This is a genomic window from Marinactinospora endophytica, from assembly GCF_054780875.1.
Map to the genome: position 1 here is coordinate 700,659 of NZ_BAAGVM010000001.1, position 16,961 is coordinate 717,619.

General features: G+C 71.0%; 10 protein-coding genes and 1 pseudogene. 10 read left to right on the top strand and 1 reads right to left on the bottom strand.

What is annotated here, in order from left to right:
• Nucleotides 1–51: 51 nt before the first annotated feature.
• The 5 genes and pseudogenes from ACYVHU_RS03135 to ACYVHU_RS03155 all read left to right on the top strand — a co-directional run bounded on the left by ACYVHU_RS03135 (nucleotide 52) and on the right by ACYVHU_RS03155 (nucleotide 5,029).
• Nucleotides 52–612, top strand: a complete 561-nt coding sequence (locus ACYVHU_RS03135; protein WP_078759893.1) for a MauE/DoxX family redox-associated membrane protein — start codon at nucleotides 52–54, stop codon at nucleotides 610–612.
• A 130-nt stretch (nucleotides 613–742) separates the two neighbouring features.
• Nucleotides 743–1,759, top strand: coding sequence for a DsbA family protein (locus tag ACYVHU_RS03140; RefSeq protein WP_078759892.1), 1,017 nt, complete (start codon nucleotides 743–745; stop codon nucleotides 1,757–1,759).
• Nucleotides 1,756–2,713 (top strand): annotated as a pseudogene (lgt, locus tag ACYVHU_RS03145) (prolipoprotein diacylglyceryl transferase); the annotation flags it as partial. The gene ACYVHU_RS03140 and the pseudogene lgt, both read left to right, overlap by 4 nt.
• A 90-nt stretch (nucleotides 2,714–2,803) precedes the next feature.
• The gene (locus tag ACYVHU_RS03150; protein ID WP_144290661.1) at nucleotides 2,804–3,925 is read left to right on the top strand and encodes a hypothetical protein; all 1,122 of its coding nucleotides are present in this window, start codon (nucleotides 2,804–2,806) and stop codon (nucleotides 3,923–3,925) included.
• 300 nt (nucleotides 3,926–4,225) lie between these two features.
• Nucleotides 4,226–5,029: a hypothetical protein gene (locus ACYVHU_RS03155; protein ID WP_144290660.1), complete on the top strand. Its 804-nt coding sequence runs from the start codon at nucleotides 4,226–4,228 to the stop codon at nucleotides 5,027–5,029.
• Nucleotides 5,030–5,098: 69 nt separating this feature from the next.
• Here the strand turns inward: ACYVHU_RS03155 and ACYVHU_RS03160 are convergent, their stop codons facing one another.
• The gene (locus ACYVHU_RS03160; protein WP_498947429.1) at nucleotides 5,099–6,712 is read right to left on the bottom strand and encodes a bis-aminopropyl spermidine synthase family protein; all 1,614 of its coding nucleotides are present in this window, start codon (nucleotides 6,710–6,712) and stop codon (nucleotides 5,099–5,101) included.
• Between the two features lie 718 nt (nucleotides 6,713–7,430).
• On the opposite strand from ACYVHU_RS03160, the gene gltB reads away from it, so the two are divergent.
• From gltB to pyk, 5 genes are all read left to right on the top strand, one after another.
• Entirely contained in the window at nucleotides 7,431–11,993 is a 4,563-nt protein-coding gene (gene gltB / locus ACYVHU_RS03165; protein WP_078759889.1) for a glutamate synthase large subunit, read from the top strand.
• A gap of 31 nt (nucleotides 11,994–12,024) precedes the next feature.
• The gene (locus ACYVHU_RS03170) at nucleotides 12,025–13,479 is read left to right on the top strand and encodes a glutamate synthase subunit beta (protein ID WP_078759888.1); all 1,455 of its coding nucleotides are present in this window, start codon (nucleotides 12,025–12,027) and stop codon (nucleotides 13,477–13,479) included.
• Between the two features lie 174 nt (nucleotides 13,480–13,653).
• Complete coding sequence (locus ACYVHU_RS03175; protein ID WP_144290659.1) at nucleotides 13,654–14,556, top strand: prenyltransferase; 903 nt, start codon at nucleotides 13,654–13,656, stop codon at nucleotides 14,554–14,556.
• 302 nt (nucleotides 14,557–14,858) lie between these two features.
• Nucleotides 14,859–15,413: a type 1 glutamine amidotransferase domain-containing protein gene (locus ACYVHU_RS03180; protein ID WP_078759887.1), complete on the top strand. Its 555-nt coding sequence runs from the start codon at nucleotides 14,859–14,861 to the stop codon at nucleotides 15,411–15,413.
• A 71-nt stretch (nucleotides 15,414–15,484) separates the two neighbouring features.
• Entirely contained in the window at nucleotides 15,485–16,915 is a 1,431-nt protein-coding gene (pyk, locus tag ACYVHU_RS03185) for a pyruvate kinase (RefSeq protein WP_078759886.1), read from the top strand.
• Nucleotides 16,916–16,961 lie beyond the last annotated feature (46 nt).

Genomic DNA, 16,961 nt, shown 5'->3' on the forward strand with positions numbered 1-16,961 from the left:
GGCGGCGCCCTGCGCGCGGCCCACGTCGTCCACGAGTCCCCCGGGGAAGGCATGTCCACCGAGATCGAACCACATCCGCCGGCCGAGCCCGAGCCCCGTCCCCAGGACGGGGCGGGCCGGTCCCGTTGGCAGACCGTCCAACCATGGATCACCCTGGTCGCCCGTCTCGCCCTGGTGGGCGTGCTCGGCTACGCCGGCATCTCCAAGATGGGGGCCCCGGCACTGTCGGTGCAGGCGGTCGAGGCCTACGAGCTGTTCCCCGACGGGGTGAACCAGTTCATCGGCTACACCCTGCCCTTCTTCGAGGTCGCCCTGGCCCTGCTGCTCCTCGTGGGGCTGGCCAGCCGCTACACGGCCGCCGTCGCCGCCCTGCTGATGGTCGTGTTCATCGCCGGGATCATCTCGGCCTGGGCGCGCGGGCTCACCATCGACTGCGGCTGCTTCGGCACCGGAGGGCAGGTGGCCCCGGGGGAGACCCGCTACGGTGTCGACATCCTGCGCGACATCGGATTCGCCGCGCTGGCCGGTATCGTCATGCTCTGGCCGCGCTCCCCGTTCTCGCTCGACAGCGCCCTCGGCCTGTATTCGAGCGACGAGCGGTCCAAGGACTAGGCGCGCCGGTACCGCGGCCCACATCGTGGTACCGCGCCGCCCACTTTAGTTGACCCGCCCTGACCAGGGCACCGCGCGGCTAAGGCGGCCGTGCCGGAGGACGATCCTAACGAGGAATGGTGATCGGCTGATGAGCAAGGCGTCGCGACGCGAGTCCCGCGAGCGACTCAGGCAGGAGCGGCTGAAGCAGCAGCAAAGGGCCAAACGCAACAAGCTCCTGGCCATCATCGGCGCGGCGGTCGTCGTCGTCGCCCTGGTCGTGGGCGTCGGCTACCTGGTCATGTCCTCCCGTGGACAGTCCTCCGAGTGGGACGGGGCCCTCGCCCCCCGCACGCTCCAGCAGGACGGCAGCGTGGTCATGGCCACCGAGGGGGCGCAGGCCCCGGTCGTCGAGGTCTACGCCGACTACCAGTGCCCGGCCTGCCGGCAGTTCGAGGCCGTCAACGGCGACAACCTCAAGCAGCTCGCGGCCGAGGGGAAGGCCATCGTCCACTACCGGCCGGTGTCGATCTTCTCGCAGCGCCCCGATCCCATCAGCACCAATTCGCTGCGCGGCGCGGCGGCGGCCCGCGCAGCGGCCGACCACGGCGCCTTCGTCGAGTACAACGACCTGCTGTTCGAGAACCAGCCGACCGAGGGCCGCGAGGGCTTCTCCGTCGACGAGCTCAAGGAGTGGGGCGAGGAGGCCGGCATCACCGACCCGGCCTTTGCCGAGCGCATCGACAGCGAGAGCGCGATCGTCGACCAGTGGGTCAACGACTACTATCCGGCCCTGGTGGAGAAGGCCCAGGCCGAGATGTCCGACGAGGAGATCTCGGGCATGCGCCTGCACGAGCTGATGGAGTGGGGCCGTGGCAACGGGGTGGACGACTCCTTCCTCGACGGAACCTACGTCGGTGAGGTGCTCGACGCCACCGCCGCGGTCAACGACCGCTACAGCAGCGGGGAGAATGCCTTCCAGGGCACCCCGTCGGTCTACATCAACGGTCAGCTCCAAGGCAACGACATCTACACCGTCGACGGCCTGACCGATGCCGTCGAGGCGGCGTCCCCCGGTCAGGTCGACACCGAGCCGCTCGCCGATGGGGACTCACCCACCACCAACCCCAGCGATCCTCCCACCGCCAAGGAAACAACGGACGAATGACGATTCCGTCGACCATCGACGTGGGCGCGGCCGGTACCGGCCGCGCCCTCGCCGCCATTCCCAGCCCCGATGTCAGCGCCTTCCAGTTGGGGCCGCTGACGATCCACTTCTACGCGCTGTGCATTCTCGCGGGGGTCATCGCCGCCGTGTACTGGAGCGAGCGCCGCTGGCAGGCCATGGGAGGCCAGGCCGGCACGATCATGGACCTCGCGGTCCCCGCGGTCCTGCTCGGTCTCGTCGGTGGCCGGCTCTACCACGTCATCACCGATTACCAGCTTTACTTCGGTCCGGGAAAAGAACCGATCCGGGCATTGTTCATATGGGAGGGCGGCCTAGGGATCTGGGGCGCGATTCCCATGGGCGCGCTGGGCGTCTGGCTCGTGGCACGCCGCCGCGGGTTGTCGATGTCACAGTTGTCGTTCGCCATCGCGCCGACGATCCCGCTCGCCCAGGCGTTCGGGCGTTGGGGGAACTACTTCAACCAGGAGCTGTTCGGCGCGCCCACGGACCTGCCGTGGGCCCTGGAGGTCTCCCCCTACCCCAGCGGCATGCTGCGGGACGGCATGGAGGCGGGGGTGACCACCTACCACCCCACCTTCCTGTACGAGTCGCTGTGGTGCCTTGTTCTGGCCGTGTTCCTCGCCTGGGCGGGACGGCGGTTCGACATGCGTGGTGGGCGGCTCTTCGCCCTCTACGTCATGGGATATTGCGTGGGGCGGTTCTGGATCGAATATCTTCGAGTCGACCCGGCGCACGACATCCTGGGACTGAGGCTGAACAACTGGACCTCGATTCTGGTGTTCCTCGGCGCCCTGGCCTACTTCCTGTGGGCCGGACGCCGGCTTGACCGCTTCTCCACCCGGGTCGTCCCCATCGGCGTCGACGCCGATAGTGAAGTGACCGACACCACCAACCCGGCCACGGCGCGACAGCGCGACGGTGACAAGCGCGCTGAGGGAGCCGACCGGAAGGAATGACGCGACCGTCCCCGAGCGCCGCGCCGAGCGCGGCGCCGGGGGCCTCGCGGGACGGATGAGTACCCACGTGAGCAGAACCGACCACGCAGAGCAGACCGGTCCGCGCCGGGGGCGTTCCGACGGCTCCTTCGAGGCCGAGGACCGTTACGACGACCGTTACGACGACGAGGAGCTCGCGCGTACCGATCCCGAGGGCATCGACCTCGCGGGTGACGCCCCCTCCGACCGTCCGGGCCGTTCGACGCGGCGTGGCAGCCGTCGGGCGAAGACCGGTCCCATCCCCGTGTCCTCGGGGGCCCGCCGCGGCCGTCGGGCCACCACCAACAGCGGGCCGATCGAACAGGTCTCGAAGTTCTCCGCCTCGGCGTTGCGCAAGGTCACCGTGCTCGGCGACCGTCCCAGCCAGGTCGTCTACTCCCTCGCCGAGCAGAGCCGGCGCAAGCGGGGCACCTACCTGCTGGGGGGCCTGCTGGGGCTGTTCGGCGTCGCCCTGATCGCTCTTCTGGGCCTGTTGAGCTACCAGCTCTTCGTTCCGGCCGAGGGCCGGGCCGATCAGGCCACGACACGTATCGTCGAGCCGCCCGAGGGGCACTCCACCCTGCAACCCGACCTGTTCCACGCCCAAGGACAGCAGGACATCTTCGCCCCCATCGCGACGCGCACCGAGGACGCGGGGCCGCTGGAGCAGGACAGGGTGTTCGGTCCCGGCAGCGAGAAGCTCCAGCTCGACGGGTTCGAGCTCACCCTGCGCGACTCCGAGGTGACCGACACCTGCACCGCCGCGGTGTGGGGTGACGAACTCGCCCAGGCGCTCGCCGACGGTTCCTGCAACTCCGCGGCCCGCGGGGTCTACCAGGACCAGGACGACACCTACGTGGCCCAGTTCACCCTGTTCAACCTCGCCGACACCGAGTCCGCCGCCAAGGTCGCAGATGAGCTCGACCCGGCCTCGGCTCCGGGGTTCGTCCTCCCGCTCAACACCGACATGAAGGGGTTGAACGAGGGCTACAGCCAGGCCACGGCCCAGGTCATGGGCCACTACCTCGCGGTGTTCTGGGTCGCCCGCGCCGACGGCGGCGAGCCGCGCGATGACGACTCCATGGCCACCGTGAACGTCGTCGCCATGGACGCCGCGGTCTCGGTCTACGAGGAGGTCCGCGACGCCGAGAAGGGCGGCGGCGAGGGCTGACCCGTGCGCGGATGCGGCTAGGATTCCGGACCGATGGGGCATGTCCCCGATCGGACCCCAGCGCACCCGTCCTGACCCGTGTGGTCGCCCGCCCTGTTCCCCACCCTTCGAGAGGTCCCGGTGTCTTCAGTCGATTCGTCCGCGTCTGGTTCCCCCGGCCGGCGGAGGAAGCCCGCCGGTTCCGGCCGGGCCGAACCCGGTTCGGCGGCGTCGTCGCGACGCAAGAGCGGCACGCGCCGACGCCGCGACGAGGAGGCCCCCGCAGGCCGTAAGGGGCGCCGCGGGGGACGGCTCCTCCCGGTGCTGTTCGTGGCGCTGGGCGTGGCCGTCGCCGCCCTCGCCGTGGTGCTGGTGATGGAGTTCACCGGAGGGGGCGGGGCGCGTCAGGCCGTGCCCGCCGCCTACCAGGTCTACTCCTCGGGGGAATCCACCGAGATGCTGGCCTCCCGCGAGGATGACCCCCGACCCCTCGCGGAGTCGGAGGTGTTCGAGCGGGGCAACGAGAAGATCGACAGCCAGGGGCTGGAGTTCACCCTGACGGCCAAGGCGCTCGACGACACCTGCGCGAACGCGGTGTGGGGTGACGCCCTCGTCGCGGCCCTGGAAGAGGCCGACTGTACGCAGGTCGCCCGGGGCGGCTACACCTCGGCCGACCATGTCGGCGTCGCCGCGATGTTCAAGCTGCGCGACACCGAGGCCGCCCAGGCGGTCGCCGCGGCGATGGAGCTCCCCGAGGGGGAGGAGGCCGAGCCCAGCGGTTTCCTCGTCCCGCCGAGCACCGATGAGCCCTTCGACAAGCTCGGCTCCGGGTACAGCGCCGCCGAGGCCACGGTCAACGGCCACTACCTCGTCGTGACCTGGGTCCAGCCGCTCGCCTCGACCTCGCCGGAGGAGCGGGAGGACCTGACCTCGCCGCTGATCGCGCTGGGCAACTTCGACTTCCCGCTGTACCGCCGGGTGCTGGAGCGCGAGAGCGTGCTCGGCGTCGAAGGAGGCGCGGCGGAGTCCTCAGGCGCGGAGGCCGGCACGACGGGCACCGACGCGGCACCGGGGACCGAGGGCGGCACTCTCGACGGCACGGGTACGGAGGTCCCGGTCGGCTGATCTCGCCGTGACGACCTCCGCGATGGTCCTCGTGCCCTTGGCGCGAGGACCATCGCCGTCTTCGGCGACTCACCCGGGCGTGCACAGATCCGCGGTGAGCAGGTCGGTCACCTCACCGAGCCGTTCCAGCCGGTGAAGGGGGAGATCCAGCAGGGTGTGCCCGGACAGCCACGGCGCGGCGGCGGCCACGGACGTGCGCGCGGTCTTCTTGTTGATCGACCGGCCCAGGTCCGCGGCGACGCGGATCAGGCCCTCGCGCAGGGCGCTCGCGACGGAGCCGTGCGCGCGCTCCTGGCAGTGGCGCAGCAGGCGTTGCCCGGGGGTGTCGTCGGGCCTGTCGGAACGGCGGCGGGCCAGGATCACGGTGTGCCGCGGGTCGGGCACACCGCGCAGGAAACGTAGGTCGTACAGGGGGGCGACGAGGCGGCGCAGCGCCTCTTGGCCGGCCTGGTCGCGCACGTCCGCCGAGGCGGAGGGGACCACCACGTGGAGTTCGGGGGCGCGACCGGCGAGGATCGCGCGGCCGGCCAGGTGCTCCCAGCCGCCGGTGAGGTCGACCAGGGCACGGTGCGCGGAGACGGGGGAGGCGAACCAGGTGGACAGCCGTGCTCTCGGCAGGTCACGGTCCGCGCTGGGCCAGGCGCCGACCACGAGGTCGGCGTCCACACGTTCCAGCAGATCCCCGGCCGCGTCCGGGGCGAGGCCGCCACGCGCCTCCTTGGCGTTGGAGCCCTGGCTGTAGATCCGCGCGGCCTCGCGTTCGTCGGTGCCGACGGGGGTGCGCGAGGTGGCGCGCAGGACGTACAGGTCGCTGGCCGCGCCGATCCCCTCGGCCCCCAGGTAGCGGTTGAAGTCCGGCCAGATCGCCTCGGTCGCCAGGTTGAGCCTGGTCAGCCTGGCCTGGGTGCGGGCGACCAGGGCCGGTGTGGTCTCGCTGGCGCCGTAGGCGAGCAGGGTCCGGCCGTCGCCGGGGGAGGCGAGCCCCTCCAGACCGCGGCGGAGGAAGAGTTCAACACCCTCGGGGGTGTAGGGCGGGTCGGTGAAGACCAGATCGGCCCGTCCCCGCACGGCGGCGGGCAGGCCCAGTCGCAGGTCGGCGAAGTAGCAGCGTACCCGCAGGTCCAGCCGGGCCGCGGCGGAGTCGATGTAGTCGAGCATCCGTTCGTCGACGTCGACGACCACGGCCTCCAGACGGGGTTCGACCAGGGTGGCGGCCAGGGAGGTCAGGTCGTGGTCGCCCACGCACAGGAGGCGTGCTCCCGGTAGGTGGAAGCGGGTGGCCAGGAACAGGCCGCGGCGCAGCGCGGTGTCGGCGGTGGCCGCGACGTGGTCGAGGTCGATTCGCGACTCCGGGGCCTGGGCGACGAGGCGGCGCAGTTCGGCGGCGGCCCGTGGGTGCCGGCCGGCGAGGTGGGCGACGGGGTCGGCGGGCAGGGGGCGGTCGAAGACGGTGTAGCCCGCGGCGTCGCGCAACCGCACGCGCTGCCCGTCGTGTTCGAGATCCGGGCCCAGGGCGTCGAGGATCCGTTCGACGAGGCGGTGGGCGACGGCGGTGGAGCGCACGAGGTCGCGGGCGCTCCACCAGCCACCGTCGGCCAGGGCGGCGAGGACGCGGTGGCTACGGCTGGCGTCGACGCCCTGCTCCTCAAGCAGGGCGGACAGCTGCGGGGGAAGGTCGGTCATCGGTGAAATCGTAGGGCCAGGCGGGCCGGGGTCGGACCGGGGCGGGGGAGACGGGAGAACGAGGGGGCGGGGGAGCGACACGTGGCACCGGATCCACAAAGAGCTACATAACGTCCATAAAGGACAAAGAGCGAAGTTGGTGACTAAAGGGAAAGGGTGTGCTCTTCGTCACGGTGAGCCGTCACCTGTTCCCGCGTCTGCCAAGGACGCGGTCGCGACATGCCGCCGGGCGCGCGCGGCGCGGCAGGACCGGCCGGCGTGCACGTCGGATGAGGGGGAGAGGGGTCTGCGGGGGTGGGTGTCGTGGGGCGGGAGGGGCGTCTGTAAGCTGTCCCGGCCGTGGAGCTCCCCTGGGAGGTTTGCGGTGCCCGCTCGTGGGATACGAGTTGGCAAGGCCCGCGAAGATCGTGGGCCGGCGCCGTCGTATCCTGTGCGGGCCGGGGGACCCCCGTCGAGAACCGCCGCGATGTGGCGGCGGTTGGTCTAGACCTCACGATTGACATCGGAGGTGGACCCCCGGGTAACGTGAGTTACCTGCACGTGTTGCGTTGAACAGCCGATACACCATTTGGCACGAGGAAGTGACCGTGGGTTTCCCCGTCCGGGGCCCGCGGAATGGGTGGAGGCGCACGCAACGATCGCACGCTGACGCAGCAGGGCCAATGTCGTCCCGAATGCGCTTTCTCGAAAGCCCAGACGAAAGACGACAGGAGGGTAGATGCCTGCTGGCCAGGTGCAGCGTCCGTCCGTCCCAACGGACGCCAAGACCACTTCCGAGGGCCTGTACGACAGCTCCTACGAACACGACGCCTGCGGTGTCGGGTTCGTCGCCGACCTCTCCGGCCGTCGTAGCCACGACATCGTCGAAAAGGCGCTGACCGTTCTGCGCAACCTCGACCACCGCGGCGCGTCCGGCGCCGACCCCGACGACGGCGACGGCGCGGGCATCCTCACCCAGATCCCCGACGAGCTGTACCGCGCCACCTGCGGGTTCGAGCTCCCCGAGGCGGGCGCCTACGCGGTGGGGATCGGCTTCCTGCCCACCGACGCCGCCGAGCGGGCCAGCGTCACCGCCGCCGTCGAGCGCATCGTCGAGGAGGAGGGGCTGACCCTGCTCGGATGGCGTGACCTGCCCTTCGAGCCCCGCTACTGCGGACCGGCCGCCCGCGAGGTCATGCCGTTCTTCGCCCAGCTCTTCGTCGCGGGCCGGCCCGGCACCGCCACGGAGGGGATCAGCGGCATCGAGCTGGAACGCTACGCCTACTGCGTGCGCAAGCGCGCCGAGCACGAGGCCGGCGTCTACTTCCCGAGCCTGTCCCCGCGCACCATCACCTACAAGGGCATGCTCACCACGCCGCAGCTGGAGCCCTTCTTCCCCGACCTGTCCGACCACCGCTACGCCTCCGGCCTGGCGCTGGTGCACTCCCGTTTCTCCACCAACACCTTCCCGTCCTGGCCGCTGGCGCACCCCTTCCGCTACGTCGCCCACAACGGCGAGATCAACACGGTCAAGGGCAACCGCAACTGGATGCGGGCCCGTGAGGCGACGCTGGCCAGCGACCTCCTCCCCGGGGACATCTCCCGGCTCTTCCCCATCGTCGACGCCGAGGACTCCGACACCGCCTCCTTCGACGCCGCGCTGGAACTGCTCCACCTGGGCGGGCGCTCCCTGCCGCACGCGGTGCTGATGATGATCCCCGAGCCGTGGGAGAACCACGCCGAGATGGACCCGGCGGTGCGGGCCTTCTACGAGTTCCACTCCATGCTGATGGAACCCTGGGACGGCCCGGCCTCCGTCACCTTCACCGACGGCTCCCTGATCGGCGCGGTCCTGGACCGCAACGGCCTGCGCCCGGGACGCTACTGGGTGACCGACGAGGGGCTCGTCGTGCTCGCCAGCGAAGTCGGCGTCCTCGACATCGACCCCGCCCGCGTCGTCCGCAAGGGGCGCCTCCAGCCGGGACGGATCTTCGTCGTCGACACGGCCCAGGGCCGCATCATCGAGGACGAGGAGATCAAGGCCGAACTCGCCGCCGAGCACCCCTACGCCGAATGGCTGGCGCGCGGTGTGGTCCGCCTGGAGGACCTGCCGGCGGCCGAGCCGGCCCCCGTCGCCGACCTCCTGCGGGAACAGCAGGTCTTCGGCTACACCGAGGAGGAGCTGCGGCTCATCCTCACCCCCATGGCGCGCACCGGTGCCGAGCCGATCGGGTCCATGGGCACCGACACGCCCGTCGCCGCGCTGTCGGACCGTTCCCGGCAGCTCTTCGACTACTTCTCCCAGGGCTTCGCGCAGGTCACCAACCCGCCGCTGGACGCCATCCGCGAGGAGCTCGTCACCAGCCTGCGCACCACGCTGGGCGCCGAGGAGAACGTCTTGTCCCCCGACCCGGAGGACTGCCGGCGCATCGTGCTGTCCACCCCGGTGATCGACGACGCCGAACTCGCGGCGATCGTCGCCGCGGGCGGGCCCGAAGGCGACCCGGCGTTGCGCGTCCACGTCGCCAACGGCACCTACCCCGTGGCCGGAGGCGGGACGGCGCTGGCGGCCCGCCTCGACGAGATCTGCGCCGAGGTGTCGCGGGCCATCGCCGATGGCGCCCACGTCATCGTGCTCAGCGACCGCGGCGCCGACGCCGAACGCGCGCCCATCCCCTCCCTGCTCCTCACCGGGGCGGTCCACCACCACCTGGTCCGGGAGAAGACCCGGACCGAGGTGGGCCTGGTGGTCGAGGCGGGCGACGTCCGCGAATGCCACCACGTCGCGCTGCTCGTCGGCTACGGGGCCTCGGCCGTCAACCCCTACCTGGCCCTGGCCGGGGTGCGCGACCTGGTCGAGCGGGGTGTCATCGGCGGCATCGACGCCGACACCGCCGTCCGCAACACGATCAAGGCGTTCGGCAAGGGCGTCTTGAAGATCATGTCCAAGATGGGCGTTTCCACGGTCAGCTCCTACACCGGTGCGCAGATCTTCGAGGCGCTGGGGCTGGGCGCCGAGGTGATCGAGCGCTGCTTCACCGGGACCACCTCGCGCCTGGGCGGTGTCGGGTTCGACGTCCTCGCCGAAGAGGTCCGGCTGCGCCACGCGGCGGCCCACGCCGGCAACCCCGCCGGGCACCGCCGCCTCGCCGTGGGCGGCGAGTACCAGTGGCGGCGCGAGGGCGAACCGCACCTGTTCAACCCCGAGACCGTCTTCAAGCTGCAGCACTCCACCCGGACGCGCCGCTACGAGATCTTCAAGGAGTACACCTCCAAGGTCGACGAGCAGGCCGGAAAGCTCATGACGCTGCGCGGCCTGTTCAAGCTGAAGGAGGGGGTGCGCGAGCCGGTCCCGCTGGAGGAGGTCGAGCCGGTCTCGCAGATCGTCAAGCGTTTCTCCACCGGCGCCATGTCCTACGGGTCGATCTCGGCCGAGGCCCACGAGACCCTCGCCATCGCGATGAACCGCCTCGGCGGCAAGTCCAACACCGGTGAGGGAGGGGAGGACCCCGATCGGTTCACCCCCGACGCCGACGGGAACCTGCGCCGCAGCGCGATCAAGCAGGTCGCCTCCGGCCGCTTCGGCGTCACCTCGCACTACCTCACCAACGCCGACGACATCCAGATCAAGATGGCCCAGGGCGCCAAGCCGGGGGAGGGCGGCCAGCTGCCCGGCCACAAGGTCTACCCGTGGGTCGCCCAGACCCGCCACTCCACGCCCGGCGTCGGCCTCATCTCGCCGCCGCCCCACCACGACATCTACTCCATCGAGGACCTCGCCCAGCTCATCCACGACCTCAAGAACGCCAACCCCTCGGCCCGGGTCCACGTCAAGCTGGTCTCCGAGGCCGGAGTGGGGACCGTCGCCGCGGGCGTCTCCAAGGCCCACGCCGACGTGGTGCTCATCTCCGGCCACGATGGTGGCACCGGAGCGTCGCCGCTGACCTCGCTCAAGCACGCGGGCACCCCCTGGGAGCTGGGCCTGGCCGAGACCCAGCAGACCCTCCTGCGCAACGGGCTGCGCGACCGCATCGTCGTGCAGGCCGACGGGCAGCTGAAGACCGGCCGTGACGTCATCATCGCCGCGCTGCTGGGCGCCGAGGAGTTCGGTTTCGCCACCGCCCCCCTCGTCGTCTCCGGTTGCGTCATGATGCGTGTCTGCCATCTCGACACCTGCCCGGTCGGCGTGGCCACCCAAAACCCCGAACTGCGCAAGCGCTTCTCGGGCAAGCCGGAGTTCGTGGTCAACTTCTTCGAGTTCATCGCCGAGGAGGTCCGCGAGCATCTGGCCGCGCTCGGCTTCCGCAGCCTCGACGAGGCCGTGGGCGCCGTGGAACTGCTCGACGTGGCCGACGCCGTGGACCACTGGAAGGCGTCGGGCCTGGACCTCTCGCCGATCCTGCACGAGGTCCAGCCCTGGGCCAGCGACCACCGCCGGCGCGTCCGCGTCCAAGACCACGGGCTGGAAAAGGCCCTGGACAACACGTTGATCCAGCTCTCCGAGGGGGCGCTGGAGTTCGGTCGGCCGCTGCGCCTGGACCTTCCCGTGCGCAACGTCAACCGCACCGTCGGCACCATGCTCGGCCACGAGGTGACCAAGCGCTACGGGGCGGCCGGGTTGCCCGACGACACCATCGACGTGACCTTCACCGGGTCGGCCGGGCAGTCCTTCGGGGCGTTCCTGCCCAAGGGCGTCACGTTGCGCCTGGTCGGCGACGCCAACGACTACGTGGCCAAGGGCCTGTCGGGCGGACGCATCACCGTGCGGCCCCCCGAGCACGTCCAGTTCAACGCCGAGGAGCAGATCATCGCCGGCAACGTCATCGCCTACGGGGCCACCTCGGGCGAGGTCTTCCTGCGCGGTGTCGTCGGCGAGCGCTTCTGCGTGCGCAACTCCGGGGCGCTCGCCGTCGTCGAGGGCGTCGGCGACCACGGCTGCGAGTACATGACCGGTGGCCGGGCCGTCGTCCTGGGCCCCACCGGCCGTAACTTCGCCGCCGGCATGTCGGGCGGGATCGCCTACGTGCTCGACCTGGACACCGCCCGCGTCAACGGCGAGATGGTCGACATCGACCCGCTCGACGACGAGGACCGCGCGTTCCTGGAGGACGTGTTGCGCCGCCACCACGCCGAGACCGGGTCGACCGTGGCCCAGCGCCTCCTCGCCGACTTCGACGTCGAGGCCGACCGGTTCGCCAAGGTCATGCCCCGTGACTACAAGCGGGTCCTGGCCGCCCGGGCCACGGCCGAGCGCGAAGGCCGCGACATCGACGAGGCCATCATGGCCTCCGCCCAGTCCTGACAGGCCCTTTCGGAAAGGAGGGAAGAACACGATGGCCGACCCCAAGGGTTTCCTCACCATCACCGAGCGGGAGCTCCCCAAGCACCGTCCCGTCGACGTCCGGATCCAGGACTGGCGCGAGGTCTATGCGGACTTCGAGCGGGGCAAGGTCGCCAAGCAGGCGTCCCGTTGTATGGACTGCGGCATCCCGTTCTGTCACAACGGCTGCCCCCTGGGCAACCTCATCCCCGAGTGGAACGACCTCGTCCACCGTCACGACTGGGGCGAGGCGATCGAGCGCCTGCACGCCACCAACAACTTCCCGGAGTTCACCGGCCGGCTGTGCCCTGCGCCGTGTGAGTCGGCGTGCGTGCTCGGCATCAACCAGCCCGCCGTGACGATCAAGAACGTCGAGGTCTCCATCATCGACCGAGCCTGGGAGGAGGGGTGGGTCCGCCCGCAGCCGCCGCGCGTGCGCACCGGCAAGAAGGTCGCCGTGGTCGGCTCCGGCCCGGCCGGCCTGGCCGCCGCCCAGCAGCTCACCCGGGCCGGCCACGAGGTGACCGTCTACGAACGGGCCGATCGGATCGGTGGGCTGCTGCGCTACGGCATCCCCGAGTTCAAGATGGAGAAGCGGCACATCGACCGCCGGCTCGGCCAGATGCGGGCCGAGGGAACGGTGTTCCGCGCCGGCGTGAACGTCGGGGTCGACATCACGGTGGAACAGCTGCGCGCCGACCACGACGCCGTGCTGCTGGCCGGTGGCGCCACCGCCTGGCGCGACCTTCCGGTGCCCGGACGCGAGCTCGAAGGCGTCCACCAGGCGATGGAGTACCTGCCGTTGGCCAACCGGGTCCAGGAGGGCGACTACGCCGAGCCGCCCATCACCGCCAAGGGCAAGCACGTCATCGTCATCGGCGGCGGCGACACCGGTGCCGACTGTGTCGGCACCGCGCACCGGCAGGGGGCCGCCTCGGTCACCCAGCTGGAGATCATGCCCAAGCCGCCCGCCTCCCGCCCGGCCGGCCAGCCCTGGCCGACCCACCCCATGCTCTATAAGGTGACCAGCGCCCACGAGGAGGGCGGCAAGCGCCTGTACTCGGTCAACACGCTGGAGTTCCTCGGCGACGAGCAGGGGCGGGTCCGCGCGCTCCGGCTCGTCGACGTCGAGCGCACCGACGCCGGTTTCACGCCGATCGAGGGCAGTGAGCGCGAGATCCCCGCTCAGCTGGTCACCCTGGCCATGGGGTTCGTCGGTCCGCAGAAGGCCGGGCTGATCGAGGAGCTGGGGGTCGATCTGGACGGGCGCGGCAACGTGGTGCGCGACCGGGACTACGCCACCTCGGTCGAGGGCGTGTTCTGCGCCGGGGACATGGGGCGTGGCCAGTCGCTGATTGTCTGGGCGATCGCCGAGGGCCGGTCCGCGGCCGCCGGCATCGACCGTTACCTCGGCGGTGAGGGGCTTCTGCCCGAGCCGATCGAGCCGACGGCGCGGCCCCTGACCTGACCCGCGCGTCCCGGGACCCCGGCCGTGTCCGCGGCCGGGGTCCCGGGCGTGGGAGGCGCTGAGGAGGCACGCCTGTTCCAGATGTCCGAAAGGGGACGTTGAACCGGTTAAAAGGCGGTGAAATAGGTCGAATGGCCATGTTTGGGGATGTCGGCGCGGGCGCACCTTCTCCATATGACCATGATGACGACGGACACCCTGCACGCCGCGGAACACTTCATCATGCGCAACGCCCGGCTCCTCGACCGGCACCGTTTCGCCTTCCACTTCCACAGCGGCCCCGACGCCCCCGTCCGCACCGTCCTCGACGGCTACCGTAACGTCGACGGAGGCTACGGCAACGCCCTGGAACCGGACTTACGCGGCCACGGCAGCCAACCCCGCGCCGTCGAGACCGCCCTGCGTGTCCTCGACGAGCTGGGGCCGCTCCCCCGCGCCGACGTGGTCCGCGTCTGCTCCTTCCTCACCTACGCGACCGCCCGCAACGGCGGCGTTCCCCCCGTCCTGCCCTCCGTCCGCCACACCGAGACGGCCCCCCGCTGGCGCGCGCGGACCGACTTCGCCGGCGCCCTCGCCCCCACGGCCGCCATCGCCGGCCTCCTGCACCGGCACCACATCACCCACCCCTGGCGGGATCGCGCCACCGCCTTCTGCTGGAGTCGCATCGCCGCCCTGCACTGGACCGAACCCGAAGAGGCCGTCGCGGTGTGCACCTTCCTGGAACACGCCCCCGACCAGCAGCGGGCCCGGGCCGAACTCGCCCGCCTCGCCCCCATGATCCGCGCCACCATCGTCCTCGACGCCCACGCCCAAGGCGAGGTCCACACCCCACTGGACCTGGCCCCCCACCCGAACCACATCGCCCGCTCCCTCTTCGACGACGACCAGATCAACGCCCACCTCGACCGCCTGGCGGGCGCCCAGCACGCGGACGGCGGCTGGGACTTCCCGGGCGAGCACTGGTGCGCGGCCGCCACCGAAGAGGCACGCGGCGCCATCACCGTCCAGCGCCTGCTCACCCTGCGCGCCTACGGACGCCTCGGGGAACACGCGCCCGCCCCGCGCTCCGGCCGCTGAACGCCCCGGTGGGTGCCCGAGCCGAGTCCCGCCCCTCACCGCGCCTCCGGCGGCCACGCCCCACGGCCGTGACGCCACGGCGCAACGCGCCCCGCCGCTGAACCCCCACCCCTCGAACCCGTTCAGGACCCCGACAGGCCGGCATCCCTGCCCGCCGCGACCGGACACCCGCATCCGCCAACGTGAGAACCGTCATGTTCCGGCGTCACCACCCGGGGGCGTATCGACGGTCCGCGGCGGGCAGGGGAGGAGAAGGACGCGCCCGGCGCGCACCGTAGGACGCAACCGAGAGGAACACCACCATGGCCGACGAACTCACCGGTAAGACCATCGCCTTCCTCGCCGCACCCGAGGGGACCGAACAGGTCGAGCTCACCGAGCCCTGGGAGGCCGTCCGCCGGGCCGGCGGCACACCCAGGCTCATCTCCACCGACAGCGGGGAGATCCAGGGCTTCGACCACCTCGACAAGGCCGACACCTTCCCCGTCGACGCCACCGTCGCCGACGTCTCCGCCACCGACTTCGCCGGCCTCGTCCTGCCCGGCGGTGTCGCCAATCCCGACTTCCTGCGCACCGACGAGCGAGCCGTCGCCTTTGTCAAGGGGTTCTTCGACGCGGGCCTGCCCGTGGCCGCCATCTGCCACGCGCCATGGACCCTCGTGGAGGCCGACGTCCTGCGCGGCCGCGCCCTCACCTCCTGGCCCAGCCTGCGCACCGACATCGTTAACGCCGGTGGAACCTGGGAAGACAAGGAGGTTGTCGTCTGCGACGGCGGTCCCAACCGTCTCGTCACCAGCCGCAAGCCCGATGACCTGCCCGCTTTCTGCTCCGCGGCGGTTGAGGCGTTCGCCCGCTAGCCCCGCTGATGACGCCTGTTCGCAACCTGGTTTAGACCACTGCACGGCTGAGAAGCCCTAGAGTGTGTAATGTGACACGTCGAGCAAAAATCGTCGCGACCCTCGGCCCAGCCACATCGAGCCCGGAGAGCATCCGCGCGCTTGTCGAAGCCGGGCTGGACGTAGCGCGACTCAACCTCAGCCACGGTACGCACGATGACCACCGCGCGAACTACGAGAACGTACGCGCAGCAGCCGAAGCCACCGGCCGCAGCGTGGGCATCCTCGCCGACCTGCAGGGTCCCAAGATCCGGTTGGGCAGGTTCGCCGACGGACCCGTCGAACTGAAGCCAGGCGACGAGTTCACCGTCACCATCGACGACGTCCCCGGCGACAGGCACCGGGTGTCCACCACCTATAAGGGCCTGCCGGGGGACGTCCGTCCCGGCGACCGCGTCCTCGTCGACGACGGCCGCGTCGTGCTGGAATGCGTCAAGACCTCGACCACCGACGTCCACACGCGCGTCCTCATCGGCGGAACCGTCTCCAACAACAAGGGGCTCAACCTCCCCGGCGTCTCGGTCAGCGTTCCCGCGCTCACCGAGAAGGACGAGGCCGACCTGCGCTGGGCGCTGGAGCAGGGCGTGGACATGGTCGCCCTCTCCTTCGTCCGCAGCCCGGCCGACGCCGAGGACGTCCACAAGATCATGGACGAGGTGGGGCTGCGCGTCCCCCTCATCGCCAAGATCGAAAAGCCCCAGGCCGTCGAACGGCTCCAGGACATCATCGAGGTCTTCGACGGGGTCATGGTCGCCCGCGGCGACCTCGGCGTCGAACTCCCCCTCGAAAACGTCCCGATGGTCCAGAAACGCGCTGTCGAGCGCTGCCGCGACAAGGCCAAGCCGGTCATCGTCGCCACGCAGATGCTCGAGTCCATGATCAGCGCGCCCCGTCCCACCCGGGCCGAGGCCTCCGATGTCGCCAACGCCGTCCTCGACGGCGCCGACGCCGTCATGCTCTCCGGCGAGACCAGTGTCGGCCGCTACCCGATCGAGACCGTCCAGACGATGAGCCGCATCGTCGCCGCGGCCGAGCAGGAGTCGCTGCGGGCCTCGCACATCCTCAACCGGGTGCCCGAGACCACCGGCGGCGCCATCGCCCGCGCCGCCGCCGAGGTCGGGGCGACCGTGGGCGCCAAGGCGCTCATCGCCTTCACCATGAGCGGCGAGACCGCGCGCCGGCTGGCGCGTTACCGCTCGCCCATTCCGCTCATGGCCTTCACCACCGAGGCCTCCACCCGGGCCCAGCTCTCGCTGACCTGGGGCGTCGAGACCTACTGCGTGCCCTGGGTCGACCACACCGACGAGATGGTCCGCCAGGTCGAGAGCGAGCTCCTCGACATGGGCCGGTACCAAAAGGGCGACAAGGTCGTCATCGTCTCGGGGAGCCCGCCCGGCACCCCGGGGTCCACCAACTCGCTGCGAGTCCACCGCATCGGCGACGCGATCGCCCACGGCAAGTAGGCTCCCGGCCCTTGACGGCTCCCCGTACCGGCGCCTCGGCACCGGA

What these genes read in the sequence shown, in the direction of transcription:
- ACYVHU_RS03160 (WP_498947429.1), bottom strand. Translation starts at nt 6,712, where the DNA reads ATGACCGACCTTCCCCCGCAGCTGTCCGCCCTGCTTGAGGAGCAGGGC.
- ACYVHU_RS03175 (WP_144290659.1), top strand. Translation starts at nt 13,654, where the DNA reads ATGACCATGATGACGACGGACACCCTGCACGCCGCGGAACACTTCATC.
- ACYVHU_RS03135 (WP_078759893.1), top strand. Translation starts at nt 52, where the DNA reads ATGTCCACCGAGATCGAACCACATCCGCCGGCCGAGCCCGAGCCCCGT.
- ACYVHU_RS03180 (WP_078759887.1), top strand. Translation starts at nt 14,859, where the DNA reads ATGGCCGACGAACTCACCGGTAAGACCATCGCCTTCCTCGCCGCACCC.
- ACYVHU_RS03170 (WP_078759888.1), top strand. Translation starts at nt 12,025, where the DNA reads ATGGCCGACCCCAAGGGTTTCCTCACCATCACCGAGCGGGAGCTCCCC.
- ACYVHU_RS03140 (WP_078759892.1), top strand. Translation starts at nt 743, where the DNA reads ATGAGCAAGGCGTCGCGACGCGAGTCCCGCGAGCGACTCAGGCAGGAG.
- gltB (WP_078759889.1), top strand. Translation starts at nt 7,431, where the DNA reads ATGCCTGCTGGCCAGGTGCAGCGTCCGTCCGTCCCAACGGACGCCAAG.